The following is a 25,366-nucleotide window of genomic DNA, read 5'->3' on the forward strand; positions in this document are numbered from 1 at the left end:
CGTCCACTTCTCAGGAATACCGGCGGTTGGCCGGATTCGTCTGAGGAATGTTCCATGCCGCTCGCACTCTATGCGCTCACCGCCGGCGCTTTCGGAATTGGTGTCACTGAATTCGTCATCATGGGCCTGCTGATCCAGGTCGGCGCCGATCTCGGCGTTTCGATCCCGGCTGCGGGCCTCCTGATCTCCGGCTACGCGCTTGGCGTCGTGGTTGGCGCGCCGATCATGACCATCGCCACCGCGCGCTGGCCGCGCAAGACCGTACTTCTTGCACTGATGGCGGTGTTCACCATCGGCAATCTCGCCTGCGCGATTGCGCCCGATTACTGGTCGCTGATGGCCGCGCGCGCGCTGACCGCGTTCGCGCACGGCACGTTCTTCGGCGTCGGTTCGGTGGTGGCAACGACGCTCGTTGCACCCAACAAGAAGGCATCGGCCATCGCGGTGATGTTCACGGGCCTCACGGTCGCGAACATTCTCGGCGTGCCGTTCGGCACTTGGCTGGGGCAGGGCTTCGGCTGGCGCTCGACATTCTGGGCTGTGACGCTGGTCGGTATCGCCGCGTTCGCGATTATCGCAGCATTCGTGCCGAAAAATAAGGATGCACCGGAAGCATCGAATCTCAAGGACGATCTCGCGGTGCTTGGCCGCGCGCCGGTGCTGGCCGGCCTGCTGACGACGGTGCTGAGCTGGGTCGGCGTGTTCGCGGTGTTCACCTACATCGCGCCGATTCTGACCCGCATTGCAGGCTTTCCGGATTCCGCAGTGTCACCGATCCTGCTCGTGTTCGGTGCGGGCCTCGTCGGCGGCAATCTGATCGGCGGCAAGCTCGCGGACAAATGGCTGATGCCCACGTTGTTCGGCACGCTTTTGCTGCTCGCCGTGGTGCTCGTGTCAATGACCTTCGCAGTCCACAACCAGATCACAGCAGTGATCTTCGTCGGCCTGCTTGGCGCGGCGGGATTTGCAACGGTGCCGCCGCTGCAGATGTGGGTGCTCAACAAGGCGTCGGGCGCGGGGCAGTCGCTCGCCTCCAGCTTCAACATCGCGGCATTCAATCTCGGCAACGCTATCGGTGCGTGGCTCGGCGGCGTGGTGATCGATCACGGTCCGGGGCTCGGCGCCATTCCATGGATTGCCGGATTGGTGCCGTTGGCGGCGCTGGTGCTGGCGCTGGTCAGCCACCGGCTGGAATCGCGGCGCGGCAAGCCGGTTCCGGCGATTGTCTGCCCAGAGGCGGCCGAGTGACAGGCGACTGCGGCCCGCATCACGCCTGATTTGAAAGAATCGTGCTATTTTTCTGTGCTGGCCGGGCTTGTCCCGGCCAGCTTCGTCTGTTTGAAGGACCTCATGGACGCCGGAGCGGGCGTCCGACAATCGAGAGACAAATTTATGAGACTGCCGCGCGAGATCGGACCCATTCACTTCGTCGGTATCGGCGGCATCGGCATGAGCGGCATCGCCGAGGTGCTGTGCAATCTCGGCTACGACGTGCAGGGCTCGGATGCATCGGAAAGCGCCAACGTCATGCGGCTGCGTGACAAGGGCATCAAGATCAACGTTGGCCACAAGGCCGAGAATGTGAACGGCGCGGACGTGCTGGTGGTGTCCACCGCGATCAAGCGCGACAATCCGGAATTGATCGCCGCGCGCGGACTGCGCATTCCAGTGGTGCGCCGCGCCGAGATGCTCGCCGAAATGATGCGGCTGAAAAGCTGCATCGCGATTGCCGGCACGCACGGCAAGACCACCACGACGTCGATGGTCGCCACGCTGCTCGACGCCGGCGCGCTCGATCCCACCGTCATCAACGGCGGCATTATCAATGCCTACGGAACCAACGCGCGCCTCGGCGCGGGCGAGTGGATGGTGGTAGAGGCCGATGAGAGCGATGGCACCTTCCTCAAACTGCCTGTGGACGTCGCCATCGTTACAAACGTCGATCCCGAACATCTCGACCACTTCAAGACCTTCGAGGCGGTGCAGGAAGCGTTCAAGGATTTCGTCGAGGGCGTGCCATTCTATGGTTTCGCCGTGATGTGCACAGATCATCCGGTGGTGCAGGCGCTGGTCGGCAAGATCGAGGACCGCCGCATCATCACCTATGGCGAGAATCCCCAGGCCGACGCGCGGCTGGTCGATCTCGTGCCGTTCACCGGCGGCTCGAAATTCAAGGTGGAATTCCGCCACCGCAAGACCGATGCGGCCTACGAGATTTCCGATCTGGTGCTTCCGATGCCCGGCCGTCACAACGCACTCAACGCAACGGCGGCGATCGCCTTGGCGCACGAGATCGGCATTTCGGACGACACGATTCGCAAGGCGCTGGCAGGCTTCGGCGGGGTTAAGCGGCGCTTCACCAAGACCGGCGACTGGAACGGCGTCACCATCATCGACGACTACGGCCACCATCCGGTGGAAATCGCCGCTGTGCTGAAAGCTGCGCGCGATTCCACCAAGGGCCGGGTCATCGCCGTGGTGCAGCCGCATCGCTTCACGCGGCTGCAATCGCTGTTCGAGGAGTTTTGCACCTGCTTCAACGACGCCGACACCGTGATCGTCGCCGACGTTTATGCCGCGGGCGAAGCCCCGATCGCCGGTATCGACCGCGATTCATTCGTGCTGGGCTTGCGCGCGCACGGCCATCGTGAAGTGATTCCGCTGCCGGGTGCCGACAAGCTTGCGTCGGTTGTGCGCGACGTCGCGAAGCCGGACGATTTCGTCGTGCTGCTCGGCGCGGGCAACATCACGCAATGGGCCTATGCGTTGCCCGGCGAGTTGAAGGCGCTGAAATAACGCGAGGTGCCGATGGCTATTCTCAGCGAAGCAACATGGTTGCGCCATTCCAATCCGTGGAGCGTGTGGACGCGCTATGCGGCATTTCCGGTTTTAGTGGCGGCAATCTGGAGCTACCACAGCATCGGCTGGTGGGCGCTTGTTCCCGTCGCGGCGACGATCGTTTTTCTCATCATCAATCCAAAACTGTTCGCTCCGCCGAGGTCGACCGACAACTGGGCGTCGAAGGCTGTGCTGGGCGAGCGCGTCTGGCTGAAGGAAGGGCGGCGGTTCTTGCCCGATCAGCATCCAAGGGTGTTTTATGCGCTGATGGCGGCTTCGCTGGTTAACCTTGCCGCGCTGGTCTGGGGCATCGTCGCCTCGGATGTTGTGCTGACCGTCGTCAGCACAACCAATGTGCTGGTTGGAAAATCCTGGAGCAATGACCGGATGGTCTGGTTGTTCAGCGAACGCAGCCGCGACAACGACGAATACCGGAAGTGGTTGTATTGATGTTTGCTGATATCAGTTCCGATCTCAAATCCGCGATGCCGGATCTGCGCGGGCGGTTGCTCGCAAATGAATCGTTGGCGCCGCTGACTTGGTTTCGCGTCGGCGGACCGGCGCAGATCCTGTTCACGCCTGCGGATGAAGACGACCTCGCGTACTTCCTGTCGAAGCTGCCGGGCGATATTCCCGTTTACACGGTCGGCGTCGGATCGAACCTGATCGTGCGTGACGGTGGCGTCAGCGGCGTCGTCATTCGTCTGTCACCGCGCGGCTTCGGTGAAATCAAGGCTGACGGCGATACGATTCGCGCGGGAACGGCGGCGCTCGACAAGCGTGTCGCGGAAGCCGCCGCCGCCGCCAACATCGGGGGCCTGGAATTCTATTTCGGGATTCCGGGTTCAATCGGCGGCGCGCTGCGCATGAACGCTGGCGCGAATGGCGGTGAGACCAAAGACGTGCTGGTGGAGGCGAGGGGCGTCACACGCGCGGGTGAGAAGGTTACATTCTCCAACGCCGATATGAAATTCGTCTATCGCAATTGCGGCGTGGACACGTCGGTGATCTTCACGTCCGCGCTTTATCGCGGGCAGATCACCGATCCGGAAACGATCCGCGCACGCATGAATGATGTACAGAATCATCGCGAGACGGCGCAGCCGATCCGCGAGAAGACTGGCGGGTCGACATTCAAGAATCCGCCGGGGCACAGCGCGTGGAAACTCGTGGATGCTGCCGGAATGCGGGGCTTCCGCGTTGGCGGCGCGCAGGTGTCGGAGATGCACTGCAATTTTCTGATCAACACCGGCGACGCCACCGGTCACGACATCGAGACGCTGGGCGAAACCGTGCGCGCGCGCGTGAAGGAACAGTCCGGCATCGAGTTGCAGTGGGAAATCAAGCGGATCGGGATCGAGCGCTCCTGAGCGCTCAATCGCTCAGCGATTGCAGCGCCTGAATCGGCGCAGGCGAAATCCTGAACGCGCCGTCGAACGGATATTCCTGAAGCGCAATGAGGCCGAGCGCGACGACGGCGGCGCTTGCGAACACCGCCAGTGAAGCGATGAACGCGCGGGGCCTCTCCAGATGGACGAGAGCGATTCCCACTTGCGTAAGCACGCCGAGCGCGATCACCACCAGCCATTTCAGATCGTTGGTGTGATCCGACGACAGCGCGAGACGGTCGTTACGCGCAGTGCCGACGCGCAATGTCGCCGTGAGCAGCGCGGAATGCACGGCCTGACCGGAATCCTTTGCAATCGACGGCACACTCACCTCGCGCAGCAGATCGTCATAGGCCGTCTCGGTACGCGGCGACAGCCGCGACAAATCCATCGCAGGCCATTCGTCGGCGACCACCGAGGTCACATACGTCTTCAGCGCGGCGCGGATGGTGCGCATGTCCGATGCCGAGGCGACGCTGAGCGTGTGGATGTTGCGCAACTCGCCGGCTTCGGTGTGGACCACGCGATAGGCTTGCCGGCCACGCTCGGCGACGTCGTTGGCGAGGAAACCCGTCAGCAGCGCGAACAGGATGGCGATTCCGCTGAAGAACGGCGCAACCACTCCGGTCAAGGATTGAACCGGTGGCGCAAACGGACGGCAGAAGGTGACCACGGCAAGCAATAGCGTCATGCCGAAATACAGAACGATGAGCACGGCGAAGATGCCGACGGGGGACAGGTCGAGCCAGGCCCGGATCATGAAAAACCTTTCTTGTGAGGGTCGTCTTTGAGCTTGGCTTTGCGTGCTGATTCTCTCGGGACACTACCCGACTCGCAGCGGCTTGGTCATGGGCGCAAATCAGCGTAGTTAGGCGATAGAGGGAGAGTCATGAGCGGATCAAAACACGTTGCGGTATTGATGGGCGGATGGTCGTCGGAGCGGGAGGTCTCGCTGCGGTCTGGCAAGGCCTGCGCCGATGCGCTGGAGCGCCGCGGCTATCGGGTCACGCGCATCGACGTGAAGCGCGATATCGCAACCGTGCTCGACATGCTGAAGCCTGACGCAGCACTGGTGATGCTGCACGGCAAGCCTGGTGAGGACGGCACCATTCAGGGCGTGCTCGAGACGCTGGGAATTCCCTATTCCCATTCCGGCGTTCTCTCCTCATCGCTGGCGATGCAGAAGGATCTCGCCAAGACCGTGCTGGCGACGGCCGGCGTGCCCGTGCCGGAAGGTTTGACGCTGAGCCGGGCGGAAATCGCCAAGGGCCACGTCATGGCGCCGCCTTATGTCATCAAGCCGATCGCGGACGGCTCCAGCGTCGGGGTTTTCATCGTCACCGAGGCCCATGCCCACCCGCCGCAGGAGCTTTTCCGCGAGGACTGGCCCCACGGGGAGCAACTGCTGGTTGAAAAGTACATCGCCGGCAAGGAACTGACCTGCGCGGTCATCCAGGGCGAGGCGACCGGGGTGATAGAGATCGTTCCATTGATCAAATTTTACGATTACGAGGCAAAGTACTCACCGGGCGCATCAAAACACATCCTGCCTGCTCCTATTTTACCTTTTGTTTACCAGGAAGTCCGAAGGTTAACGCTGGCGGCGCATGTGGCGCTTGGCTGCCGGGGCGTTAGCCGTGCGGATTTCCGCTACGACGACCGCATCGAGGGACTTGGGGGATTGTCCTGCCTCGAGGTGAACACCCAACCCGGCATGACCGAGACGTCACTTGTTCCAGAGCTTGCGGTCCACGCAGGCGTAACATTTGACGAGTTGGTGCAATGGATGGTGGAGGACGCCTCGCTCGATCGTTAGGATCGCAGAGGCCCCAATCTAATCCCAAGACAAGAGCCGCCTCCGCAGCGCCGCGTTCGCGCGGCCGCGCGAACGCCTCTGCGCGCCGTCCCGCATTCAAAGATACAAGTCGTTTTGCGTCCCATCCCTGGATCGCCACGATCGAACGCCGGCTGCCGCGCTTCGCCGGGCTTGCCGCAACCGTGGTGATCCTGATCGGCGCGGCGGTGCTTGGCATCGTCAAGGGCGGTCACACCGACGACGTTCTCAATGCGCTGAGCGATACCCGCAATGCCGCCGCCAATTCGGTCGGGTTCCGTATCACCAGCGTCGCGATCTCCGGCCGCAAGCAGCTGACGCAGGATGAGGTTCTTGCCGTCGGCGGCGTTAACGGCCGCTCGTCGCTGCTGTTTCTCGATGCGGCGACAGCGCGCGACAAGTTGAAAGCCGATCCGTGGATTGCCGATGCCACCGTGCAGAAGCTTTATCCGGGCCGGTTGCAGATCGACATCACCGAACGCAAGCCGTTCGCGCTGTGGCAGGAGAACGGCCGTGTCTCCGTGATCTCGTCGGACGGCACAGTGCTTGAGCCATATGTGGCGCGGCGTTTCGTGTCGCTGCCACTGGTGGTGGGCAAGGGCGCGGAAACCCGCGCCAAGGATTTTCTCGATCTGCTGGCGCAATATCCGCAGGTGCGCACCGCCGTGAAGGCGATCGTGTTCGTCGGTGAGCGGCGCTGGAATTTGCGGCTGGCCGACGGCATCGACGTCCGGCTTCCGGAATTCGAGGTCGAGAAGGCGCTGGCGACGCTCAGCAAGATGGACAAGGAAAACGGGCTGTTTTCGCGGGACATCACCGCCATCGACATGCGCCTGCCGGATCGTCTGACCGTGCGGCTGTCGGAAGCCGCGGCGAAGGCGCGCGACGACCTGCTCAAGGACAAGAAACCCAAGAAGGCTGGTGCCGCATGACCAGTCTTGATGGCGTTCAGACCCCAAAGACCCGTCAGATGCCGCCGAACAAGACGGCGCTGGTGGCCGCGCTCGACATCGGCACCAGCAAGATCGCGTGCCTGATCGCGCGGCTGAAGCCGTGCCCGCCGAGCGATGCGCTGCGCGGCCGCACCCATTCGGTCGAACTGATCGGCCTCAGCCATATCCAGTCGCGCGGCGTCAAGGCCGGCGCGGTCGTAGACCTCAACGAATGCGAACAGGCCGTGCGTCACGCAGTGGCGCTGGCGGAGCGCATGGCCAAGGTCCGCGTCGAATCGGTGCTGCTGTCGGTTTCGGCCGGCCGCCTGCAGGGCGATCTCGTCGAGGCCTCCTCGGAATTGCGCGGCGGCGGCGTCACGCCTGCCGACATGAGCCGCGTCATCAGCGCCGGAATGCATCATGCGACGCCGCAGGGCCGCACTGTGCTCCATGTCCTGCCGGTCGGCTTCTCGCTGGATGGCGTGAAGGGTGTCCGCGACCCGAGCGGCATGGTCGCCCGGCATGTCGGTATCGACATGAATGTCATCACGGCCGACGCAACCGCAGCAAAGAACCTGATGCTGGTGGTCGAGCGCTGCCATCTCAACGTCGAGGCGATGGCCTGCGCGCCTTATGCCGCCGGATTGTCGGTGCTGACCGACGACGAAGCCGATCTCGGCGCTGCCGTCGTCGAGATGGGTGCTGGCACGACAACGATAGCAACCTATTCGAATGGCCAGTGCGTCCACGCCAGCGGATTTGCGCTCGGCGGGCAACACGTCACGGTGGATTTGGCGCGCGGCTTAGGTGCCTGCATTGCGGATGCCGAGCGAATCAAGACGTTATATGGCACCGTGCTGACCGGCGGATCCGACGCGCGCGACGTCATGAGTGTGCCTGTGGCGGGCGGTGACGACCGGGACGAGCCGCAGATTGTTTCCCGCGCGACGATTGCGAACATCGTGAAGCCGCGGGTCGAGGAGATTTTTGAAATGGTCAGGGACCGGCTCGCGGATTCCCCCTTTGCGGCAGAGCCGCGGGCGCGAGTTGTCTTGACCGGCGGGGCCTCGCAGCTCACCGGCATTCCAGATCTGGCTGGCCGCATCCTGGGCCGCGAGGTACGCATCGGCCGCCCGCTCGGTTTCGGACGTCTGCCCCATGAAGCCAAGAGCGCATCGTTCGCGGTGCCGACGGGCCTGCTGGTCTATCCGCAATTCGCACATCTTGAACACGTTGAACCGCGGCATACGCGGCAGCTCATGACAGGGACCAACGGCTATTTCGGAAAGGTCGGACGATGGCTTCGAGAGGGCTTCTGATGATCTCAACACCGGATCGGACCATTCCATCAACCGCTTTGGCGTGCAGCCCAAGCCCCCACGCGCGCGCATAATCGAGAGGCAACCATGACCATCAATCTCACCCCCCCTGATGTTCGCGAGCTGAGGCCCCGCATCACCGTGTTCGGTGTCGGCGGCGCGGGCGGCAACGCCGTCAACAACATGATCTCCGCCGGATTGCAGGGCGTCGACTTCGTCGTCGCCAACACCGACGCGCAGGCCCTCACCATGTCGAAGGCCGAACGCATCGTGCAGATGGGCACCCAGGTGACCCAGGGTCTCGGCGCGGGTTCGCAGCCGGACGTCGGCGCCGCAGCCGCCCAGGAAGTGATCGACGAAATCAAGGATCACCTCACCGGCGCGAACATGGTGTTCGTCACCGCCGGCATGGGCGGCGGCACCGGCACAGGCGCTGCTCCCGTCATCGCCGCGACCGCGCGCGAGATGGGCATTCTCACCGTTGGCGTCGTGACCAAGCCGTTCCACTTCGAAGGCCAGCGCCGGATGCGCACGGCCGAGACCGGCATCGCCGAGCTCCAGAAGGTGGTCGATACGCTGCTGATCATTCCGAACCAGAACCTGTTCCGCGTCGCCAACGAGAAGACGACGTTTGCCGACGCCTTCGCGATGGCCGACCAGGTGCTCTACTCGGGCGTCGCCTGCATTACCGACCTGATGGTCAAGGAAGGCCTTATCAACCTCGACTTCGCCGACGTCCGCGCCGTGATGCGCGAAATGGGCAAGGCGATGATGGGCACCGGCGAGGCCACCGGCGAGAAGCGTGCGCTGACCGCGGCCGAAGCCGCGATCGCCAACCCGCTGATCGACGACAGCTCGATGCGCGGCGCGCGGGGTCTCCTGATCTCGATCACCGGCGGCAAGGACCTCACCCTGTTTGAAGTCGACGAAGCCGCGACCCGTATCCGCGAGGAAGTCGACAATGACGCCAACATCATCGTCGGCGCGACCTTCGACGAAACCCTCGACGGCATCATCCGCGTGTCGGTGGTCGCAACCGGGATCGATACCGTCGTGGCAAGCCGCGCCACGCCTCCCGTTCAGGCGATCACTTCCGCCGGACCGGAAAGCCGCCTTGCCGAATTGACGGCGCGTTTGCGCGCCGACAATCAGCGCATGGCGGAGCGCGCGCAGCAGCAGAAGGCCGCACCGGCGTCTGCTCCGGCGCCCGCCCGCGCCACCGCCGACCAGATCGACCGCGCCGCGCTGGCCGCGATCGCCGAAGCTGTCTCGCCGACCGAGCGTCCGGCTCAGGCGCCGATGCAGCCTGCCGCGTATGGCGACGTCAGCGTGCGTCCGATCCCGCCGAAGCCCTCGCTGTTCCCGGATCACGAAGAGCCGATGAACCTGCAGGAAACCGCGCCGCCGTCATCCTTCATTCCGCAGCCTGCGGAGCGGATGCCGGTTCGCACGCCTCGCATGCCGCAGTTCGATGAATTGCCGGTACCGGCGCAGAACCAGATCCGCCACGCCCGCGGTGAAACCACCGAGGAGCATCCGCAGCAAAAGCGCACATCGCTGCTCCAGCGTCTCGCCAATGTCGGCCTTGGCCGCCGCGACGAGGACAGCGAGCCGCCAATCGCGGCCCGCGCGTCCGGCCCCGCGATGTCGCCGATGCCGCCGCTTCCCGAGCGCAAGCCGCAGCGTCCGGTTCCGGCGCAGTACGGCGGAGCAGGCGATCCGGTATCTGAGTATGGCCGCCGTCCGGCTCCGCAGGGACTCGATTCGCACGGCCGTCCGGCCCCGGTCGCCCCGCAGGGCGGTGCCGAGGACCATCTGGATATCCCCGCTTTCTTGCGGCGTCAGGCCACCTGACGTTTGTTACAGTCCGTGCAAACGGCAATGCCCCGGCTTCAAAGCCGGGGCATTTTGCTTTTGGAGGCACCTGCGTCAGGGCGCGTAAACTAAATATTTGTTTTTGCTGGTAAAATTAGACCCATTGTCCGGGTGCCGCGAGGGTTTCTAAGCCCTCGGATTGCGGGGAAATAGGCCGGACCGGCGGCACGAATGCGGCGAGTTTGGGGTAACAATCTGTAAACAAGCGTGAGTGGCGCTCTCCAGCGGAGGGATTAAGGTCCGTTCACGTTGGGGGACAATCCTAGGTCGCACCGCCGTCTAACAGGCGAAACCGGCTCGAATATAGCCAGCTTGGTTATAGCGCGACTTGGATAGTAAACTTTGGGCACTGGAATGAAATCGAGTCGGCAGACAACGCTCCGGTCGCCAGTCACCGTGACAGGCATCGGCGTTCATTCTGGTACTCAGGTCAGCCTCACGCTCGGGCCCGCCAGCATCAATGCGGGTTTCGTTTTCATCCGCACCGGCGCCGATCGCGAAATTAAGGCCACGGTGTCCTCCGTCATCGCGACCGAGCTTGCGACCGTGCTGGGTGACCATCAGGGTCCGCTCGTTTCCACCGCCGAACATGTTCTGGCCGCGCTGCGCGGCATGGGCGTCGACAACGCCACCATCGAAGTCGATGGCCCTGAAGTGCCGATCATGGACGGCAGCGCTGCTCCTTTCGTCGAGGCCATTGATCAGGCCGGTATCGTCAAGCAGAACGCCGCGCGCCGCTTCATCGAAGTGTTGAAGCCGGTGCAGGTCGTGCAAGGCGAATCGTTCGGTGAAATCCGGCCTTACGCCGATGGTTTCCGCGCCGAACTCGAAATCGAATTCACCAATTCCCCGATCGGGCGTCAGGCCTATGCCTTCGACCTCGATGCCAACAGCTTCCGCCGCGACATTTGCCGTGCCCGCACCTTCGGCTGCATGGGCGACGTCAACAAGCTCTGGAGCGCGGGTTACGCCCTCGGCGCGTCGCTCGAGAATTCCGTGGTGTTCGACGACACCCGCGTTCTGAACACCGAAGGCCTTCGTTATGCGGACGAATGCGTCCGTCACAAGGTTCTCGACGTGGTGGGCGACCTGGCGCTGGCCGGTCTGCCGCTGATCGGCCTGTACCGTTCGGTGCGCGGCGGTCACAGGCTCAACCATGCCGTGCTGACCGCCCTGATGGCCGACCGCCATGCCTGGCGGATCGTGGAAGCCACCCCGCCGGTGCTCGAACGTCCCGTCGTGGCCCGCCGTTCGCGCGGCCACGCCGATGTGGCCGGGGGCATGGTTGCCGCGGCCTACGCGCCGGACGTGTCCTGAACGCCTCAGTTTCCCTGTTTAACCAAGTCACTGTTCAGGAGCGGCAATCCGCCTTAATCCCGGCGAAATGTCTTCCTATCCGGTTGGTCAGGAACTGTTTTTCAGCTAAATAGGCTTTGCTGAACAGGCATGGCTGGACGGGCTTCGGGGACTGCTTGCGCCGGACGCACGGCATCGGGCTTTCCAGCACGCCAACACCCGTGATCGGTTCGGTCTCTCGCGTCGGATTTACATTCAGGTCGGCCCAAACGTATGACGCTCGCATTGCGCAAACAGACCCGTCCGTCCCGCACGACCGGCCTTGTCCGTCATGCGTACCTTGTGTTCGGACTGATGGTCCTGACCGTGCCGCTGAGCGGCTGCGGCGGCGGCGCGCTGTGGGACAAGTTCATGACCAAGGAAGAAACCTTCGTCGATGAGCCTGCTGAAAAGCTCTACAACGAAGGCCTCTACCTGATGAACAAGAAGGGCGACCGCAAGGCCGCCAACAAGAAGTTCGAGGAAGTCGATCGCCAGCACCCGTATTCGGAATGGGCGCGCAAGTCGCTGCTGATGTCGGCTTACGCGGCTTACGAGAACGGCGACTACGACGAATCGATCTCGTCGGCCAACCGTTACGTCGCGCTGCATCCCGGCAGCCCGGATGCCGCCTATGCGCAGTATCTGATCGCGGCTTCCAACTTCGACCAGATCCCTGACGTCTCCCGCGACCAGGCCCGCACCGAAAAGGCCATCGCCGCGCTTGAGGAAGTGGTCCGCAAGTATCCGACCTCGGAATACGCAACCAGCGCCAAGAAGAAGATCGAGGCCGCGCGCGACCAACTCGCCGGCAAGGAAATGACGGTCGGCCGCTACTATATGGACAAGAAGGACTACACCGCCGCGATTAACCGCTTCAAGGTCGTGGTGACGCAGTACCAGACCACGCGGCACGTCGAAGAGGCGCTGGCGCGTCTCACCGAGGCCTATATGTCGATCGGCATCGTTCCGGAGGCCGAGACCGCCGCAGCCGTTCTTGGCCACAACTTTCCTGACAGCCGCTGGTACAAAGACGCGTACAATCTTGTAAAGTCGGGTGGTACCGAACCGGCCGAAAACAAGAGTTCCTGGATTAGCCGGGCATTCAAGAAGGTCGGCCTCGGCTAAACTCGCGTCAGGACCCACTCCGCATGCTGGCCCGGCTTTCGATCCGTGACATCGTCCTGATCGAGCGGCTCGACATCGATTTCCTCAAAGGCCTTGCTGTCCTCACCGGAGAAACCGGCGCGGGCAAATCCATTCTGCTGGACGCATTCGCGCTTGCGCTCGGCGGACGCGGCGACGCCAGCCTCGTGCGCCACGGCGCGGAGCAGGGACAGGTCACGGCCGCGTTCGAGGTTTCCAAAAAACATCCGGCGAGCGCGATCCTTCGCGACAACGGGCTCGACGATACCGGCGAGATGATCCTGCGCCGCGTGCAGTTTGCCGACGGACGCACCCGCGCCTTCCTCAACGATCAGGCGATCAGCGTGCAGACCCTCAAGGCGGTCGGCGCGACGCTGGTGGAAATCCACGGCCAGCACGACGAGCGCGCGCTGGTCGACACCGCCACGCATCGGCGGCTGCTCGATGCCTTTGCCGCGCTCGAAAAGGATGTCGGTGCGGTCGAGATATTGTGGGATGCGCGACGCACCGCGCGCACGGCGCTGGAGGCGCATCGCGCGGGCATGGAACGCGCGGCGCGCGAGGCGGATTATCTACGCCATGCATCCGACGAGTTGAAGAAACTCAATCCGCAGGACGGCGAGGAGACGTCGCTCGCGGAACGGCGCACCATCATGATGCAGGGCGAGAAGATCGCCGAGGATCTGCGCGATGCGCAGGCGGCGGTCGGTGGCCCGCAATCGCCGGTGTCGTCGCTGGCCGCCGCTGTGCGCCGGCTGGAACGCCGCGCAGGTACTGCGCCTGCGCTGATCGAGCCTGCGGTGAAGGCGATGGACGCCGCGATCAACGCGCTGGAAGAGGCCGACCAGCATCTCAATGCGGCGCTGATCGCTGCCGACTTCGATCCGCTCGAACTCGAGCGCATCGAAGAACGGTTGTTCGCGCTGCGCGCAGCGGCGCGGAAGTACTCGACGCCGGTCGACGGGCTGGCGGCGCTGGCGCAGCGCTATGCGTCGGACGTCGCCTTGATCGACGCCGGCGCGGATCAGTTGAAAGTGCTGGAGAAGGCGGCGGTCGCCGCCGAAAAGGCTTATGATGCTGCCGCGCAGAAATTGTCCGCCGCGCGCATCAAGGCCTCGGAGAAACTCAACAAGGCGGTCAACGCCGAACTCGCGCCGCTGAAACTGGAGCGCGCGAAGTTTTCCACGCAGGTTGAATCCGACCCGGCATCGCCGGGGCCGCAGGGCTTCGACCGCGTCGAATTCTGGGTGCAGACCAACCCGGGCACCAAGCCCGGCCCGCTGATGAAGGTTGCGTCTGGCGGCGAACTCTCGCGGTTCCTGCTGGCGCTGAAGGTCGTGCTGTCGGATCGAGGTTCGGCACCGACTTTGGTGTTCGACGAAATCGATACCGGCGTAGGCGGCGCCGTCGCGGACGCCATCGGCGCGCGGCTGGCGCGGCTGGCCGAGAAGGTTCAGGTCATGGCCGTGACGCATGCGCCGCAGGTGGCGGCGCGCGCGGACCAGCACTTGCTCATTTCCAAGGATGCGCTCGACAAGGGCAAGCGTGTCGCAACACGCGTGGCGATGTTGGCGAAGGATCATCGCCGCGAGGAAATCGCGCGGATGCTGGCGGGCGCGGAAATCACCGCAGAGGCGCGGGCGGCGGCGGAACGCCTGCTCAAAGCCGCGACGGCGTGAGTTGACGTCATGGCTGCGAAACCGAAGAAAGCCCCCATCGCCGTCGACAAGCTCACCGAGACGCAGGCCAAGGTCGAACTGGTGCGGCTTGCGCTTGAGATCGAACGTCACAACGAACACTATTACCAGCACGACGCGCCGAAAATTTCGGACGCGGACTACGACGCCTTGCGTCAGCGCAGCGACGCCATCGAGGCGCGGTTTCCGGGGCTGGTCACACAGGATTCCCCGTCGAAGAAAGTCGGCGCTGCGCCGTCGAGCCGCTTCGCCAAGGTGCCGCACACAGTGGCGATGCTGTCGCTCGGCAACGCTTTCAGCGACGAAGACGTCACCGATTTCGTCGACCGCGTGCGGCGTTTCCTGAAACTCGGCGAGGACGACATTCCGGCTATCGTGGCCGAGCCGAAGATCGATGGCCTGTCGCTGTCGCTGCGTTATGAGGACGGCGAACTGGTGCGCGGCGCGACGCGCGGCGATGGCTTCACCGGCGAGGACGTAACCGCCAACGTGCGGACCATGTCCGACATCCCGCACAAGCTGAAGGGCCGCAACATTCCAGCCGTCTGCGAAATCCGCGGCGAAGTCTACATGCTCAAGAAGGATTTCCTCGCGCTCAACAAGCGGCAGGCTGCCGCCGAAGACACCGTGTTCGCCAATCCGCGCAATTCCGCCGCAGGTTCGCTGCGCCAGAAGGATCCGTCGATCACGGCGTCACGTCCGCTGAAGTTCTTCGCCTATGCCTGGGGCGAGATGAGCGCGATGCCGGCCAAGACCCAGCACGAGATGATCGAGTGGATCGAGAACGTGGGCTTTGTCACCAATCCGCTGATTACGCTGTGCAAGGATGTCGACGGACTGTTGAAGTTCTATCGCAAGATTGAAACCAAGCGCGCGTCACTCGGCTATGACATCGATGGCGTGGTCTACAAGGTGGACCGGCTCGACTGGCAGGACCGGCTCGGCTTTGTCACCCGCACGCCGCGCTGGGCCATCGCGCACAAGTTCGCCGCCGAGCAGGCGACCACGGTTCTCAACGACATCGAAATTCAGGTAGGCCGCACCGGCGCGCTGACGCCGGTGGCGAAACTTGCACCCGTGACGGTCGGCGGCGTGGTGGTGCAGAACGCCACGCTGCACAACGAGGATTACATCAAGGGCGTCGGCAATGACGGCCAGCCGATCCGCGACGGCATCGACATTCGCATAGGGGACACCGTGGTGATCCAGCGTGCGGGCGACGTGATCCCGCAGATCGTCAGCGTCGTGCTCGACAAGCGCCCGAAAACGGCGAAGCCTTACAAGTTTCCCACGGTCTGTCCGGCCTGTGGCAGCCACGCGGTGCGGGAGGAAGATCCAAAAACGCTGAGGCCGGATTCGGTGCGCCGCTGCACCAACTCGCTGGCATGTCCGGCCCAGGCGAAAGAGCGGCTAAAACATTTCGTCGCGCGCAACGCCTTCGACATCGACGGTCTTGGCGACAAGCAGATCGAGGAGTTTTTCACCGACGGTCTGATCATGTCGCCGGTCGATATTTTCACGCTTGAGAAGCGCGATGGGCGCGCGGTAAAGAAACTCGCCGACCGCGAGGGTTTTGGCGCAACATCGATACGCAATCTTTTTGCCGCGATCGATGCGCGGCGTACCATTGCGCTGCATCGGTTTATTTTTGCGCTCGGCATCCGCCATGTTGGCGAGGGAAACGCGAAGCTCCTGGCCCGGCACTACGGCACGGTCGAGGCTTTCCGCGCGGCGATGATCGCAGCGGGCGAGGGTGAGGAGCCCGAGGCCTATCAGGATCTGAACGGCATCGAAGGCATTGGCGCTGTGGTGGCCAATGCCATCGTCGAATTTTTCAAAGAGCCTCATAGCGTCAAGGCGGTGGACGATCTGCTCGGCGAGATCACCGTGCAGCCGGCCGAAAAGGTGAAAACCGATACACCGATCGCGGGAAAGGTCGTGGTGTTCACCGGGTCGCTGGAGAAATTTACCCGCGAAGAGGCGAAGGCCACCGCCGAGCGGCTTGGCGCCAAGACCTCAGGTTCAGTGTCGAAGAAAACCGATTATGTGGTGGCGGGGCCGGGCGCTGGCTCGAAGCTCGCCGAAGCCAACAAGCTCGGCGTCAAGGTGCTCACCGAAGACGAATGGCTGGCGCTGGTCGGCGGGCGCTAACGTCATTGCGAGCGAAGCAATCCATTTTGATTTGTCGAGGGATTGGATTGCTTCGTCGCAAGCGCTCCTCGCAATGACGACTCGACCGTAACGCTAGATCAATCCCGTCTCATCGCCTTCTGCCTTGACGATTTGTTCGGCCGTGACGGCTTTACGGGTGCGCGGTACCAGCAACACGATGACGGCCGCGCACGCGGCCGAAATCACCAGGATCGCGATGTTCAGCGGCAGCGGCGTGGCGAACTGGCCGCCGAGGAATGCGCCGAGTTGCGAACACAGCGAACCGAAGCCCATTTGCAGGAATCCCATCGCGCCTGCCGCAGTGCCGGCAGCCTGCGGGCGAATGCTGATGGCTCCCGCCGATGCGTTGGCCATTGCGAATGCATTACCGAACATCACGATCATATGCGTTCCGAACAGCCATGACGGAACCTGATTGAGGCCCGTGACGCCCCAGACCACGTTGATGATCGAGCCGGCGATCTGCAGCGCCAGCCCGAGCCAGATCATGCGGTCGATGCCATAGCGCGGCGACAGCCGCACCGACACCAGATTGCCGAGCAGGTAAGCGAAGCCTGAAGTCGCGAACCATAATCCGTATTCTGCGGTGGAGCGGCTCATCTGGTCGACGACGATGTAGGGTCCACCGCCTGCGAAGGTGAAGATGATGGCCGAGGCCAGCATTTGGCACAGCAAATAGCCGATGAAAACGCGGCTCGATGACAGCGCGCGGACATCCTTGAAGAACCCGCTGTCGCTTGTCTGGGTTCGATGGGGGCGGGTTTCCGGAAGGCCCAGCGCGATGCCGATGGTAATCGCAACCGATGTCGCTGCCATGAAGTAGAAGATCGCGCGCCAGCCGAAGCTGGTTTCCAGCAGGCCTCCGATCAGCGGACTGAGAAGTTGTGCGATCATCATCACCGCGATGACGAGGCTGATCATGCCGCCGATGCGTTCGCGCGGATAGAGATCGCGAATGATGGCGCGGCTCATCACCATGCCGGTGGCTCCGCCGAGTGCCTGCAGGAAACGTCCGGCAATCAGCTGCGGCAGCGTCTGCGCGAACATGCAGATGATCGTGGCGATCACCGCAAGCCCGAGACCGGCGAGCAGTACGGGCCTGCGGCCGAAACGGTCCGACAACGGCCCAGTCAGCAATTGCGAGATCGCGAGGCCGACCATGAACAGCGAGACATTGAGTTGCACGGCGGAAACGTCACTGGCCAGTGTCTTCGCCAGGATCGGCAGCGCCGGCACCAGAATGTACAGCGAGACCGGCGCGATGCCGTTCATCGCCACCAGCATCAGCAGCAGTTTCCACGAGGTGGGAGTTGCAACCCTTGCGGCTGCGATCTCTCTTTTTTGGTCGGTCACGTTATCCGGATTCTTTTTGTTGTATTCAGATCGCTGCCTTCGGATTCATCTTTCGTGAGTCATCTTTCGTGAGTCATGGGCTCCGTCGCCGCATCGAGCCAGACCTTCGTCGCTTCATCCTCCACCAGCGGTCGGATCTCCTCGCGCACCCGTGCGTGATAGGCGTTGAGCCAGCGCAGTTCCTGCTTGCTGATGCGTGCGGCGTCGATCAACCGCCGGTCGATCGGGGCAAGGGTCAGCGTCTCGAAGCCGTTCATCGGCTTTTCCGCGCCCTCGATGATCTTCTCGACCACCAGTTCGAGATTTTCGATGCGGATGCCGAAGGCATCTGTTTTGTAGTAGCCCGGCTCGTTGGACAGGATCATGCCGCGCTTCAACGGCGTGGTGCCGAGCTTGGAAATCCGCGCCGGGCCTTCGTGCACCGACAGATAGCTGCCGACGCCGTGGCCGGTGCCGTGATCGAAGTCGATGCCGGCGTGCCAGAGGAATTGCCGCGCGAAGGCGTCGATCTGCGCGCCGCTGATGCCGTCGGGAAACACCGCTCGCGAAATCGCGATGTGTCCGCGCAGCACCCGCGTGAAACGGTCGCGCATTTCGTCCGTCGGCTCGCCGATCGCAATCGTGCGCGTCACGTCGGTGGTTCCGTCTTCATACTGCGCACCGGAATCGATCAGCAGGAGATCGCCGGGCGCGATGCGGCGGTTGGATTTCCGCGTCACGCGATAATGCACGATGGCGCCGTTCGGGCCGGTGCCGGAAATGGTGGGGAAGGACACATCCTTCAGCGCGCCGGTGTCGCGGCGGAATGTTTCCAATACCTCCACGGCATCGATTTCAGTCAGTTTGCCGGACGGCGCCTCGCGGTCGATCCACGCCAGAAACCGCGTCAGCGCCGCGCCGTCGCGCTTGTGCGCGGCTCGGGTGCCAGCGATTTCGGAGGCATTCTTCACGGCCTTCAACAGCGCGACGGGGTCGGTCACGCGCGCAGCCTTGCCGCCCTCGGCGGCGATCAGCCTGCTCAGTGCGTCGGCGGAGGTCGCGGCGTCGAGGCCGATCGCGCTCTTTTGCTGGGCCAGTTCGGCAAGGCGGGGCGTCAGTGCATCGGGCTCCCGGACGTCCGCGTTCTTTTCCAGGTGATCGCGCACACTGTTGGAGAGCTTGCGGTGATCGATGAAAATGGTGGCGCGGCCTTCTTTCGGCACCAGCGCATAGGACAGCGGCAGCGGCGTGTGCGCGACATCCGCGCCGCGGATGTTGAAGGTCCATGCCACTGCGTGCGAATCCGACAGCACCAGCGCGTCGAGCTTGAGCTTCGCGATCTCCTTGCGGATGCGCGCGAGCTTGTCGTTTTCGGCCTCTCCGGCAAACTGCGCCGGGTGGATTTTCACCGGCCCGAGCGGTGGGGTCGGGCGGTCGGTCCAGATCGAATCGACCGGATTGCTGTCCACGGCCACCAGCTCCGCGCCGGCCTTCTCGCAGGCTTTGGCAAGGCGCTCCGCTGCCGCCGAAGTGTGCAGCCAGGGATCAAATCCGAGGCGGTCGCCCGGTGAAAGCTGCGCCGCCAGCCATGTTTCCGGCGGTGGGTCCGCCAGCGGCTGGATAGCCCATGCGGCCGTATCGACCTGTTTGGCCGCCTGGATGGTGTAGCGCCCGTCCACGAACACTGCCGCCTGCCCATTGAGAACGATGGCCAGTCCGGCCGACCCGGTGAACCCGGTAAGCCACGCCAGCCGTTCGTCGGAGGGCGGCACGTATTCGTTTTGCTGGCTGTCGGCGCGGGGAATCACGAATCCGGTGAGTTGCCGCCGCAGCAGTTCCTCGCGAAATGCGGACAGCCGCGCGGTCAGCGCAACGCCGCCTTCCGGCTCTTCGAATGTCTGGAATTGGGCTTCGAACATCGGTCAACCTTAGGAGTCCGGGATGGCGGCGGCAATTGGCTGCCAGCGGGCCCATGGTGGCATGGCTTATGCTTTACATATAACCAACCCGGCAACCAACGAAGGCTGCCGGGAGAAAAAAGGGACAGGGAACGATTCTGCGTCGGCAGTTGTTGTCGGTTTCTGCCGGAGGAGATTCCGAGGGGTGTGTTTTTCAACTCAACGAAGAGGGGATTTGGACATGCCAGCTTTTATGTTTGAGAAGATTTCATCGCAGGTTCCGGGGGCAGTCCCGACAACCGCGATCAGGGAAACGCGCGGCGTCATCGTCCAGATGCTCGACCGCCTGACGGAAAACCGGCTGCAGCGCGAAGCGCGCCGGGCGAGATTCGAGGGTGGCTTTACCGAAGCCGATCTCACGCCGCGCCGGACAAGGGGCGAGTAAGAATTTACCTTCCACTTTCGGGATATCAGCGTCGCTGCATCAGGAGGCTGGTCCAGCCTTCGATCTGGATTCGCTTGATCAGTTTCAGTCCCGCTCCGCGATAGGCCACGATCACGCTGTTCGCCTGATGCGGCAGCAATCCCGACAAAATGACAAACGCGTTCGGGGCGAGGTGCGCCGCCAGTTGCGGCGCCAGCCGCCGCAGCGGGTTGGCGAGGATGTTCGCCAGCACCAGCCCGAACGGACCCCGGGCCGCGAACTGCGGCGCTGAAAACCCCGTGGCGCAGATCGTCTCCACCAGATTTCCCGCGCCGTTGAACCTGGCGTTTTCGCGCGCTACCAGCACCGATTGCGGATCGATGTCGCTGGCCAGCACGCGCCGGCGCAGTGTCCGGGCGGCGGCAATGGCAAGGACCCCGGTGCCGGTGCCGAGGTCGAGCACTCGCTTCGGGATGCGCCGGTTCAGGACCTGATCGAGCAGCAGGAGGCAGCCGCGCGTTGTGCCGTGGTGGCCGGTGCCGAACGCCAGTGCTGCCTCGATCTCGATGCCGACCTTGTTCGCGGGGATGCGGTCGCGGTCATGGCTGCCGTGGACCATGTACCGGCCGGCGTTGACGGGCACGAGGTCGGCGAGGCTGGCCTTGACCCAGTCCTTGGTCTCGACGGTGCTGAAGACGATGGATTTGGCCGCGGCCTCGCCCGCGGTGTCCGTCACCAGCGCGTGGATGATGTCGCGGTTCGGCGGTTCCGCGAAATGCATGGTGATGTCCCAGCGGCCGCCCGGGCCCTCGAATGCGGCAATCGCCAGGTCATGGCTCGGGTAGCTCTCGGTGATGATATCCACAATGCGACTGGCGAGATGTTCATCGCCGATGGCGAAGGTGGCCTGCGTCGCGGGCGGGGATGGTGAATTCACGGCTGGGTCCGGAGCGGTTGAAAAGAGGCTGAAATCACTGACTGCATCGCCCATTTCCCCACAGCCTGTCCACAGGTTACGAGTGGAACATACCGGGCTTCTTCACAGCCTGTTAACCATAGTTTTCCACACCTCGGTGAAGCTTCAACGGGACCAAAATCCACAAGTTATTCACAGGGTTATCCACAGGATTTCAACAGGCGTTTACAACGCTTCAAGTGAAAATTCCGTGGTGATCCCGGAGGATAATCTGCGCCGCATTGTGCCCCGGCGCGCCGGTTACGCCGCCGCCGGGATGCGCTCCTGACCCGCAGTGGTAGAGCCCCTTGAGCGGCCCGCGATAGCCGGCGTGGCCGAGCATCGGCCGGGCCGAAAACAGCTGGTTGAGCGACAGCGCGCCGTGGAAAATGTCGCCGCCGAGCAGCCCGAACTGGCGCTCCAGATCAAGCGGCGACAGCACCTGCCGCCCGACCACACTGGCGGCGAATCCCGGTGCGTAACGGTCGACCGTCGCGATCATCAGGTCGGCGACCTCGTCGCGATGGTCATCCCATGACCGGCCGTCCGGCAGTTCCGGGGCGACATGCTGGCAGAACAGGCTGGCGACGTGCTGGCCTGGAGGCGCCAGCGAGTCGTCCAGAGTCGAGGGGATCAGGACCTCGATGACGGGTTCGCGGCTCCAGCCGTGCTGACGGGCGTCGAGCCAGGCGCGGTCCATGTAGCCGAGATTCGGGGCGAGAATGATGCCCGCCGTGAGATGGTCGCCGCCGCCCGGCAGGGCCGTGAACGAGGGCAACGCCGACAGCGCGACGTTCATCCGGAAGGTGCCGGAGCCGTTGCGCCAGTTCGTGATGCGATCGAGGAATGGCTTCGGTAGCGCGCCGGCCGGGATCAATCTCGTATAGAGCAATTTCGGGTTGACGCTCGAGGCGACGTATTTCGCGCGCACCGTCGCGCCGTTGTCGAGGATGACACCGACGGCTCGGTCGCCCTCGACGATCACCTCGCGCACGCCTGCATCGGTCTCGATCTCCGCGCCGTGGGCGCGGGCGGACGCCGCCATAGCCTGCGTGATCGCGCCCATGCCACCGATGGCGTGGCCCCACAGCCCCTTCTGGCCGTTCACCTCGCCAAAGGCATGGTGGAGCATCACATAGGCGGAACCGGCCGCGTAGGGGCTGGCATAGTTGCCGACGATGGCGTCGAAACCGTACAGCGCCCTGACCAGATCGCTCTCGAAGCGGTCTTCGAGCATGTCGCCGGCCGAGCGGGTGAACAGGTCCAGCAGGATGCGCTGGTTCTCCAGCGACAGCCCGCGCAGGATGTTGGCGGTGCCTAGCGCGTTGAATGCTTCCCGCACGGCGTGAACGCCGAAGCCCTCGACCACGTCCGGCGGCGCTCGCAGCACGAAGGCCCGCAGCACGTCGGCGATGGTTTCCAGTTCACGGTTGAAATCGCCGATCCGGACCGCATCGCGTTCGCTGAGTCTGGCGACGGACTGATGCGTGCGGCCTTCGCCGGTGAGAAGATAGCTGCCGTTCGGCGCGGGCAGGAAATTCTGCGCGCGGCGGCCGACAATCCGCAGCCCGTGGCGGTGCAGTTGCAGATCTGCGATCACTTTCGGGTTGAGCAAGCTCACCGTGTAGGCGGCGACGGAATTGCGGAAGCCGGGATGAAACTCTTCCGTCACCGCAGCGCCGCCGACCGTCTTGCGGCGGTCAACGACTTTCACGCGCAGGCCCTTCATCGCAAGATAGGCCGCGCAGGTCAGGCCGTTATGGCCCGCGCCAATGATGAGTGCATCATAGTCCGACATGCGGCAGTCATAATCGCAGGGCACGCGAGGCGCGAGGGTTTTCTATCACGTGCATGTTATTGCCCGAAGTCCGAGGCTATGATCCACTCCGCCGCACTCCGGTGATTTGCCGGGAATGTCCGGAGCCTTCATGACGTCTGTGCCGTCCGAATCCGCGAGCCAGTCCACCGGCGCGAGGAATACGCTCGTTCTGGTGGTCTACACCGCAGCGATTTTCACCAGCGCCCTGCTGCTGTTTTCGGTGCAACCGCTGTTCACGAAAATGGTGCTGCCGCGGCTGGGCGGATCGCCTGCGGTGTGGTCGGTGGCGATGGTGTTCTTCCAGTCGCTGCTGCTCGGCGGATACGCCTACGCGCATTATCTCATGACGCTGAAGAGCCGCGTGGCTCCGGTCGTGATCCATCTCGTGGTACTGGCGGTGGCGCTGCTGACCTTGCCGCTGTCGATCGCAAGCGGGTGGGGCGAGCCGCCGGCGAGCGGTTATGCGTTCTGGCTGCTGGGGCTGTTCACGGTCTCGATCGGCCTGCCGTTCTTCGCGCTCGCCGCCAACAACCCGATGCTCCAGGCGTGGTTCGTCCGCACCGGCCATCCACAGGGTCCCGATCCTTATTTTCTGTATGCGTCGTCGAACATCGGCAGCTTTCTCGCCCTGCTGTCGTATCCCGTGCTGCTGGAGCCGATGTTCACGCTGCGGAGCCAGAACCTGATCTGGACCGGCGGGTACGGATTGCTGATCGTGCTGATCGCGGCGTGCGGCGTGCTGCTGATGCGCTCGCCGCCGATGACCGTGGAAGCGACCCGCGCCAGCGACGGCGATGCGCCGGCTCCCGCGTGGAGCACGCGGCTGCGCTGGGTGTTTCTCGCAGCCGTGCCGTCGGGCCTGCTGATTGCAGTGACCGCGCATATCTCGACCGATGTCGCCGCGGCGCCCTTGCTGTGGGTGCTGCCGCTGTCGCTCTATCTTCTGACATGGGTGCTGGTGTTCCAGTCGCGGCCGCTGCTGCCGCATCGTTTCATGCTGCTGCTGCAACCGCTCGCCATCGCGGGCGTCATGATTCTGCTGGTGATCGGCGGCGAACAGAATCTGCTGCTGACCCTCGGCGGTCATCTGGTCTGTTTCTTCATCATTGCCATGGCGTGCCACGGCGAACTGGCCCGCACGCGGCCCGCGGCGAGCTATCTCACCGGCTTCTATGTCGCGCTGTCGTTCGGCGGCATGGTCGGCGGATTGTTCGCGGGCCTGATCGCGCCGTACACGTTTTCATGGATTGCCGAATATCCGATCCTGCTGGCGCTGGCCGCGCTGTGCCGTCCGCAGGAAACCTCAACCGTTCGCGGCGGCATCGCGCTTTGGCTGGTCGCAATCGTGGCTGCGGTAGTGCTGATAGGACTTTCTTTCAAGTCCGGGGAGACCGAAGCGTTCCTCGAACTTAATCGGGTCTGGATGGTCACGATTGTCGCCGTCGTCATGATGGTGCTGGCGGTACTGTGGAAGATTGGCCGCTGGCAGATCGCCACGCTGGTGGCGCTGGGACTGGTTCTGGTCCGTGTCTATCCGTCGGACGACGGCCGCGTGGAAACGGTGCGCAGCTTCTTCGGCGTCCACAAGGTCGTGATGAACAGCCAGTATCACGTTCTGATGCACGGCACGACGATTCACGGCGCGCAGAAATTCCAGGAGAATGATGGAACGCCGATCACGGGCCGTCCGGAGCCGATCAGCTATTATCACAAGGACGGTGGCATGGGCCGGGCGATCGCAGCGATCCGCGAGCGTAAGGGCGGCAACATTCGCGTGGCGGTGATCGGTCTCGGCGCCGGCACGCTCGCCTGTCAATCCGCCCCTGGCGAAGACTGGACGTTCTTCGAGATCGACCAGACCATGGTCGATACCGCGCGTGATCCGCGATATTTCACCTTCGTCAATTCGTGCGAGCCCGACATGAAGCCCGTGATGGGCGATGCGCGGCTGACCTTCGCCAAGGAGAAGGACGGCACCTACGACCTGATCATCGTCGACGCCTATTCATCCGATGCGATTCCGATCCACCTCGCGACGGAAGAGGCGATGGCGATCTACAAGGCCAAGCTCGCCCCGCAGGGCGCCGTGGTGATGCATGTCTCCAACCGCCATCTCGAACTCGCCAGCGTTGTCGTCGGCATCGCCGAGGAAAACGATTTGAAGAGTTGGGTTTACAACGAGGATTCTGGCCGCGATGCCGAATACATCTTCACCACGGCGGTGGTGATCTCGGCGCGCGAGGAAGCCGATGTCGGCAAGATCGCATCGGACGAAAAGTGGGTTCTGACGGAGGCCACCGAAGGCCAGCGGGTCTGGACCGATGATTATTCCAACGTGCTCGGCGCAGTGTGGCGGCGGCTCAGGACGCCGGACGAGTAGGCGGTGTTACGCTCACTCAATT

At 63.5% G+C, this 25,366-nt stretch carries 19 protein-coding genes; 14 read left to right on the forward strand and 5 right to left on the reverse strand.

Going from position 1 to position 25,366, the window contains the following annotated elements; all coding sequences use genetic code 11:
- Positions 1–54: 54 nt before the first annotated feature.
- The 4 genes from AC1RKJ_RS19320 to murB all read left to right on the forward strand — a co-directional run bounded on the left by AC1RKJ_RS19320 (position 55) and on the right by murB (position 4,208).
- The gene (locus tag AC1RKJ_RS19320) at positions 55–1,248 is read left to right on the forward strand and encodes an MFS transporter (protein WP_492792523.1); all 1,194 of its coding nucleotides are present in this window, start codon (positions 55–57) and stop codon (positions 1,246–1,248) included.
- A gap of 144 nt (positions 1,249–1,392) precedes the next feature.
- On the forward strand, positions 1,393–2,796 hold the full coding sequence (gene murC, locus AC1RKJ_RS19325) for a UDP-N-acetylmuramate--L-alanine ligase (RefSeq protein ID WP_492792524.1): 1,404 nt from the start codon (positions 1,393–1,395) through the stop codon (positions 2,794–2,796).
- Positions 2,797–2,808: 12 nt separating this feature from the next.
- A complete protein-coding gene (locus AC1RKJ_RS19330) occupies positions 2,809–3,288 on the forward strand; it encodes a DUF6653 family protein (protein WP_492792525.1) in 480 nt (159 codons plus the stop codon).
- Positions 3,285–4,208 (forward strand): UDP-N-acetylmuramate dehydrogenase, encoded by a 924-nt coding sequence (murB, locus tag AC1RKJ_RS19335; RefSeq protein ID WP_492792526.1) that lies wholly within the window; start codon positions 3,285–3,287, stop codon positions 4,206–4,208. The genes AC1RKJ_RS19330 and murB overlap by 4 nt, the downstream gene beginning before the upstream one ends.
- 4 nt (positions 4,209–4,212) lie before the next feature.
- Here the strand turns inward: murB and AC1RKJ_RS19340 are convergent, their stop codons facing one another.
- Positions 4,213–4,986, reverse strand: coding sequence for a bestrophin-like domain (locus AC1RKJ_RS19340; protein WP_492792527.1), 774 nt, complete (start codon positions 4,984–4,986; stop codon positions 4,213–4,215).
- Positions 4,987–5,115: 129 nt separating this feature from the next.
- On the opposite strand from AC1RKJ_RS19340, the gene AC1RKJ_RS19345 reads away from it, so the two are divergent.
- The 8 genes from AC1RKJ_RS19345 to ligA all read left to right on the forward strand — a co-directional run bounded on the left by AC1RKJ_RS19345 (position 5,116) and on the right by ligA (position 16,515).
- Positions 5,116–6,042 (forward strand): D-alanine--D-alanine ligase, encoded by a 927-nt coding sequence (locus AC1RKJ_RS19345; protein ID WP_492792528.1) that lies wholly within the window; start codon positions 5,116–5,118, stop codon positions 6,040–6,042.
- Complete coding sequence (locus tag AC1RKJ_RS19350) at positions 6,009–6,992, forward strand: cell division protein FtsQ/DivIB (protein ID WP_492792529.1); 984 nt, start codon at positions 6,009–6,011, stop codon at positions 6,990–6,992. The genes AC1RKJ_RS19345 and AC1RKJ_RS19350 overlap by 34 nt, the downstream gene beginning before the upstream one ends.
- The gene (gene ftsA, locus AC1RKJ_RS19355) at positions 6,989–8,311 is read left to right on the forward strand and encodes a cell division protein FtsA (protein WP_492792530.1); all 1,323 of its coding nucleotides are present in this window, start codon (positions 6,989–6,991) and stop codon (positions 8,309–8,311) included. Before AC1RKJ_RS19350 ends, ftsA begins: the two co-directional genes overlap by 4 nt.
- An 87-nt stretch (positions 8,312–8,398) precedes the next feature.
- Entirely contained in the window at positions 8,399–10,165 is a 1,767-nt protein-coding gene (gene ftsZ, locus AC1RKJ_RS19360) for a cell division protein FtsZ (protein ID WP_492792531.1), read from the forward strand.
- Between the two features lie 375 nt (positions 10,166–10,540).
- Complete coding sequence (lpxC, locus tag AC1RKJ_RS19365; protein WP_492792532.1) at positions 10,541–11,503, forward strand: UDP-3-O-acyl-N-acetylglucosamine deacetylase; 963 nt, start codon at positions 10,541–10,543, stop codon at positions 11,501–11,503.
- A gap of 333 nt (positions 11,504–11,836) precedes the next feature.
- Complete coding sequence (locus AC1RKJ_RS19370) at positions 11,837–12,649, forward strand: outer membrane protein assembly factor BamD (RefSeq protein ID WP_492792804.1); 813 nt, start codon at positions 11,837–11,839, stop codon at positions 12,647–12,649.
- A gap of 23 nt (positions 12,650–12,672) precedes the next feature.
- Positions 12,673–14,346: a DNA repair protein RecN gene (recN, locus tag AC1RKJ_RS19375; RefSeq protein ID WP_492792533.1), complete on the forward strand. Its 1,674-nt coding sequence runs from the start codon at positions 12,673–12,675 to the stop codon at positions 14,344–14,346.
- A 9-nt stretch (positions 14,347–14,355) separates the two neighbouring features.
- Positions 14,356–16,515: an NAD-dependent DNA ligase LigA gene (ligA, locus tag AC1RKJ_RS19380; RefSeq protein WP_492792534.1), complete on the forward strand. Its 2,160-nt coding sequence runs from the start codon at positions 14,356–14,358 to the stop codon at positions 16,513–16,515.
- A 93-nt stretch (positions 16,516–16,608) separates the two neighbouring features.
- Here ligA and AC1RKJ_RS19385 read toward each other — a convergent pair whose 3' ends face one another.
- Together AC1RKJ_RS19385 and AC1RKJ_RS19390 are read right to left on the reverse strand one after the other, a co-directional pair.
- A complete protein-coding gene (locus tag AC1RKJ_RS19385) occupies positions 16,609–17,889 on the reverse strand; it encodes a multidrug effflux MFS transporter (RefSeq protein ID WP_492792535.1) in 1,281 nt (426 codons plus the stop codon).
- 59 nt (positions 17,890–17,948) lie between these two features.
- A complete protein-coding gene (locus tag AC1RKJ_RS19390) occupies positions 17,949–19,787 on the reverse strand; it encodes an aminopeptidase P family protein (RefSeq protein ID WP_492792536.1) in 1,839 nt (612 codons plus the stop codon).
- A gap of 22 nt (positions 19,788–19,809) precedes the next feature.
- Here AC1RKJ_RS19390 and AC1RKJ_RS19395 point away from each other — a divergent pair, with 22 nt between their 5' ends.
- Positions 19,810–20,211, forward strand: coding sequence for a hypothetical protein (locus tag AC1RKJ_RS19395; RefSeq protein WP_492792537.1), 402 nt, complete (start codon positions 19,810–19,812; stop codon positions 20,209–20,211).
- 25 nt (positions 20,212–20,236) lie between these two features.
- On the opposite strand, the gene AC1RKJ_RS19400 is transcribed toward AC1RKJ_RS19395, so the two are convergent.
- A complete protein-coding gene (locus tag AC1RKJ_RS19400) occupies positions 20,237–21,181 on the reverse strand; it encodes a 50S ribosomal protein L11 methyltransferase (protein ID WP_492792538.1) in 945 nt (314 codons plus the stop codon).
- A 160-nt stretch (positions 21,182–21,341) separates the two neighbouring features.
- Positions 21,342–22,943, reverse strand: a complete 1,602-nt coding sequence (locus tag AC1RKJ_RS19405) for a phytoene desaturase family protein (RefSeq protein ID WP_492792539.1) — start codon at positions 22,941–22,943, stop codon at positions 21,342–21,344.
- A 130-nt stretch (positions 22,944–23,073) separates the two neighbouring features.
- Here AC1RKJ_RS19405 and AC1RKJ_RS19410 point away from each other — a divergent pair, with 130 nt between their 5' ends.
- Complete coding sequence (locus AC1RKJ_RS19410; protein WP_492792541.1) at positions 23,074–25,344, forward strand: spermidine synthase; 2,271 nt, start codon at positions 23,074–23,076, stop codon at positions 25,342–25,344.
- Positions 25,345–25,366 lie beyond the last annotated feature (22 nt).

The organism is Afipia sp. GW822-FHT04G07 (assembly GCF_058800765.1).

Bases quoted from the DNA above. Each gene is read 5' to 3' on its own strand.
- AC1RKJ_RS19350 (WP_492792529.1), top strand. From the start codon at position 6,009: ATGGATGGTGGAGGACGCCTCGCTCGATCGTTAGGATCGCAGAGGCCC.
- AC1RKJ_RS19345 (WP_492792528.1), top strand. From the start codon at position 5,116: ATGAGCGGATCAAAACACGTTGCGGTATTGATGGGCGGATGGTCGTCG.
- ligA (WP_492792534.1), top strand. From the start codon at position 14,356: ATGGCTGCGAAACCGAAGAAAGCCCCCATCGCCGTCGACAAGCTCACC.
- AC1RKJ_RS19390 (WP_492792536.1), bottom strand. From the start codon at position 19,787: ATGTTCGAAGCCCAATTCCAGACATTCGAAGAGCCGGAAGGCGGCGTT.
- AC1RKJ_RS19400 (WP_492792538.1), bottom strand. From the start codon at position 21,181: ATGGGCGATGCAGTCAGTGATTTCAGCCTCTTTTCAACCGCTCCGGAC.
- AC1RKJ_RS19395 (WP_492792537.1), top strand. From the start codon at position 19,810: ATGGCGGCGGCAATTGGCTGCCAGCGGGCCCATGGTGGCATGGCTTAT.
- AC1RKJ_RS19320 (WP_492792523.1), top strand. From the start codon at position 55: ATGCCGCTCGCACTCTATGCGCTCACCGCCGGCGCTTTCGGAATTGGT.
- AC1RKJ_RS19405 (WP_492792539.1), bottom strand. From the start codon at position 22,943: ATGTCGGACTATGATGCACTCATCATTGGCGCGGGCCATAACGGCCTG.
- AC1RKJ_RS19330 (WP_492792525.1), top strand. From the start codon at position 2,809: ATGGCTATTCTCAGCGAAGCAACATGGTTGCGCCATTCCAATCCGTGG.
- recN (WP_492792533.1), top strand. From the start codon at position 12,673: ATGCTGGCCCGGCTTTCGATCCGTGACATCGTCCTGATCGAGCGGCTC.
- lpxC (WP_492792532.1), top strand. From the start codon at position 10,541: ATGAAATCGAGTCGGCAGACAACGCTCCGGTCGCCAGTCACCGTGACA.
- ftsA (WP_492792530.1), top strand. From the start codon at position 6,989: ATGACCAGTCTTGATGGCGTTCAGACCCCAAAGACCCGTCAGATGCCG.
- AC1RKJ_RS19410 (WP_492792541.1), top strand. From the start codon at position 23,074: ATGACGTCTGTGCCGTCCGAATCCGCGAGCCAGTCCACCGGCGCGAGG.
- AC1RKJ_RS19340 (WP_492792527.1), bottom strand. From the start codon at position 4,986: ATGATCCGGGCCTGGCTCGACCTGTCCCCCGTCGGCATCTTCGCCGTG.
- ftsZ (WP_492792531.1), top strand. From the start codon at position 8,399: ATGACCATCAATCTCACCCCCCCTGATGTTCGCGAGCTGAGGCCCCGC.
- murC (WP_492792524.1), top strand. From the start codon at position 1,393: ATGAGACTGCCGCGCGAGATCGGACCCATTCACTTCGTCGGTATCGGC.
- AC1RKJ_RS19370 (WP_492792804.1), top strand. From the start codon at position 11,837: ATGGTCCTGACCGTGCCGCTGAGCGGCTGCGGCGGCGGCGCGCTGTGG.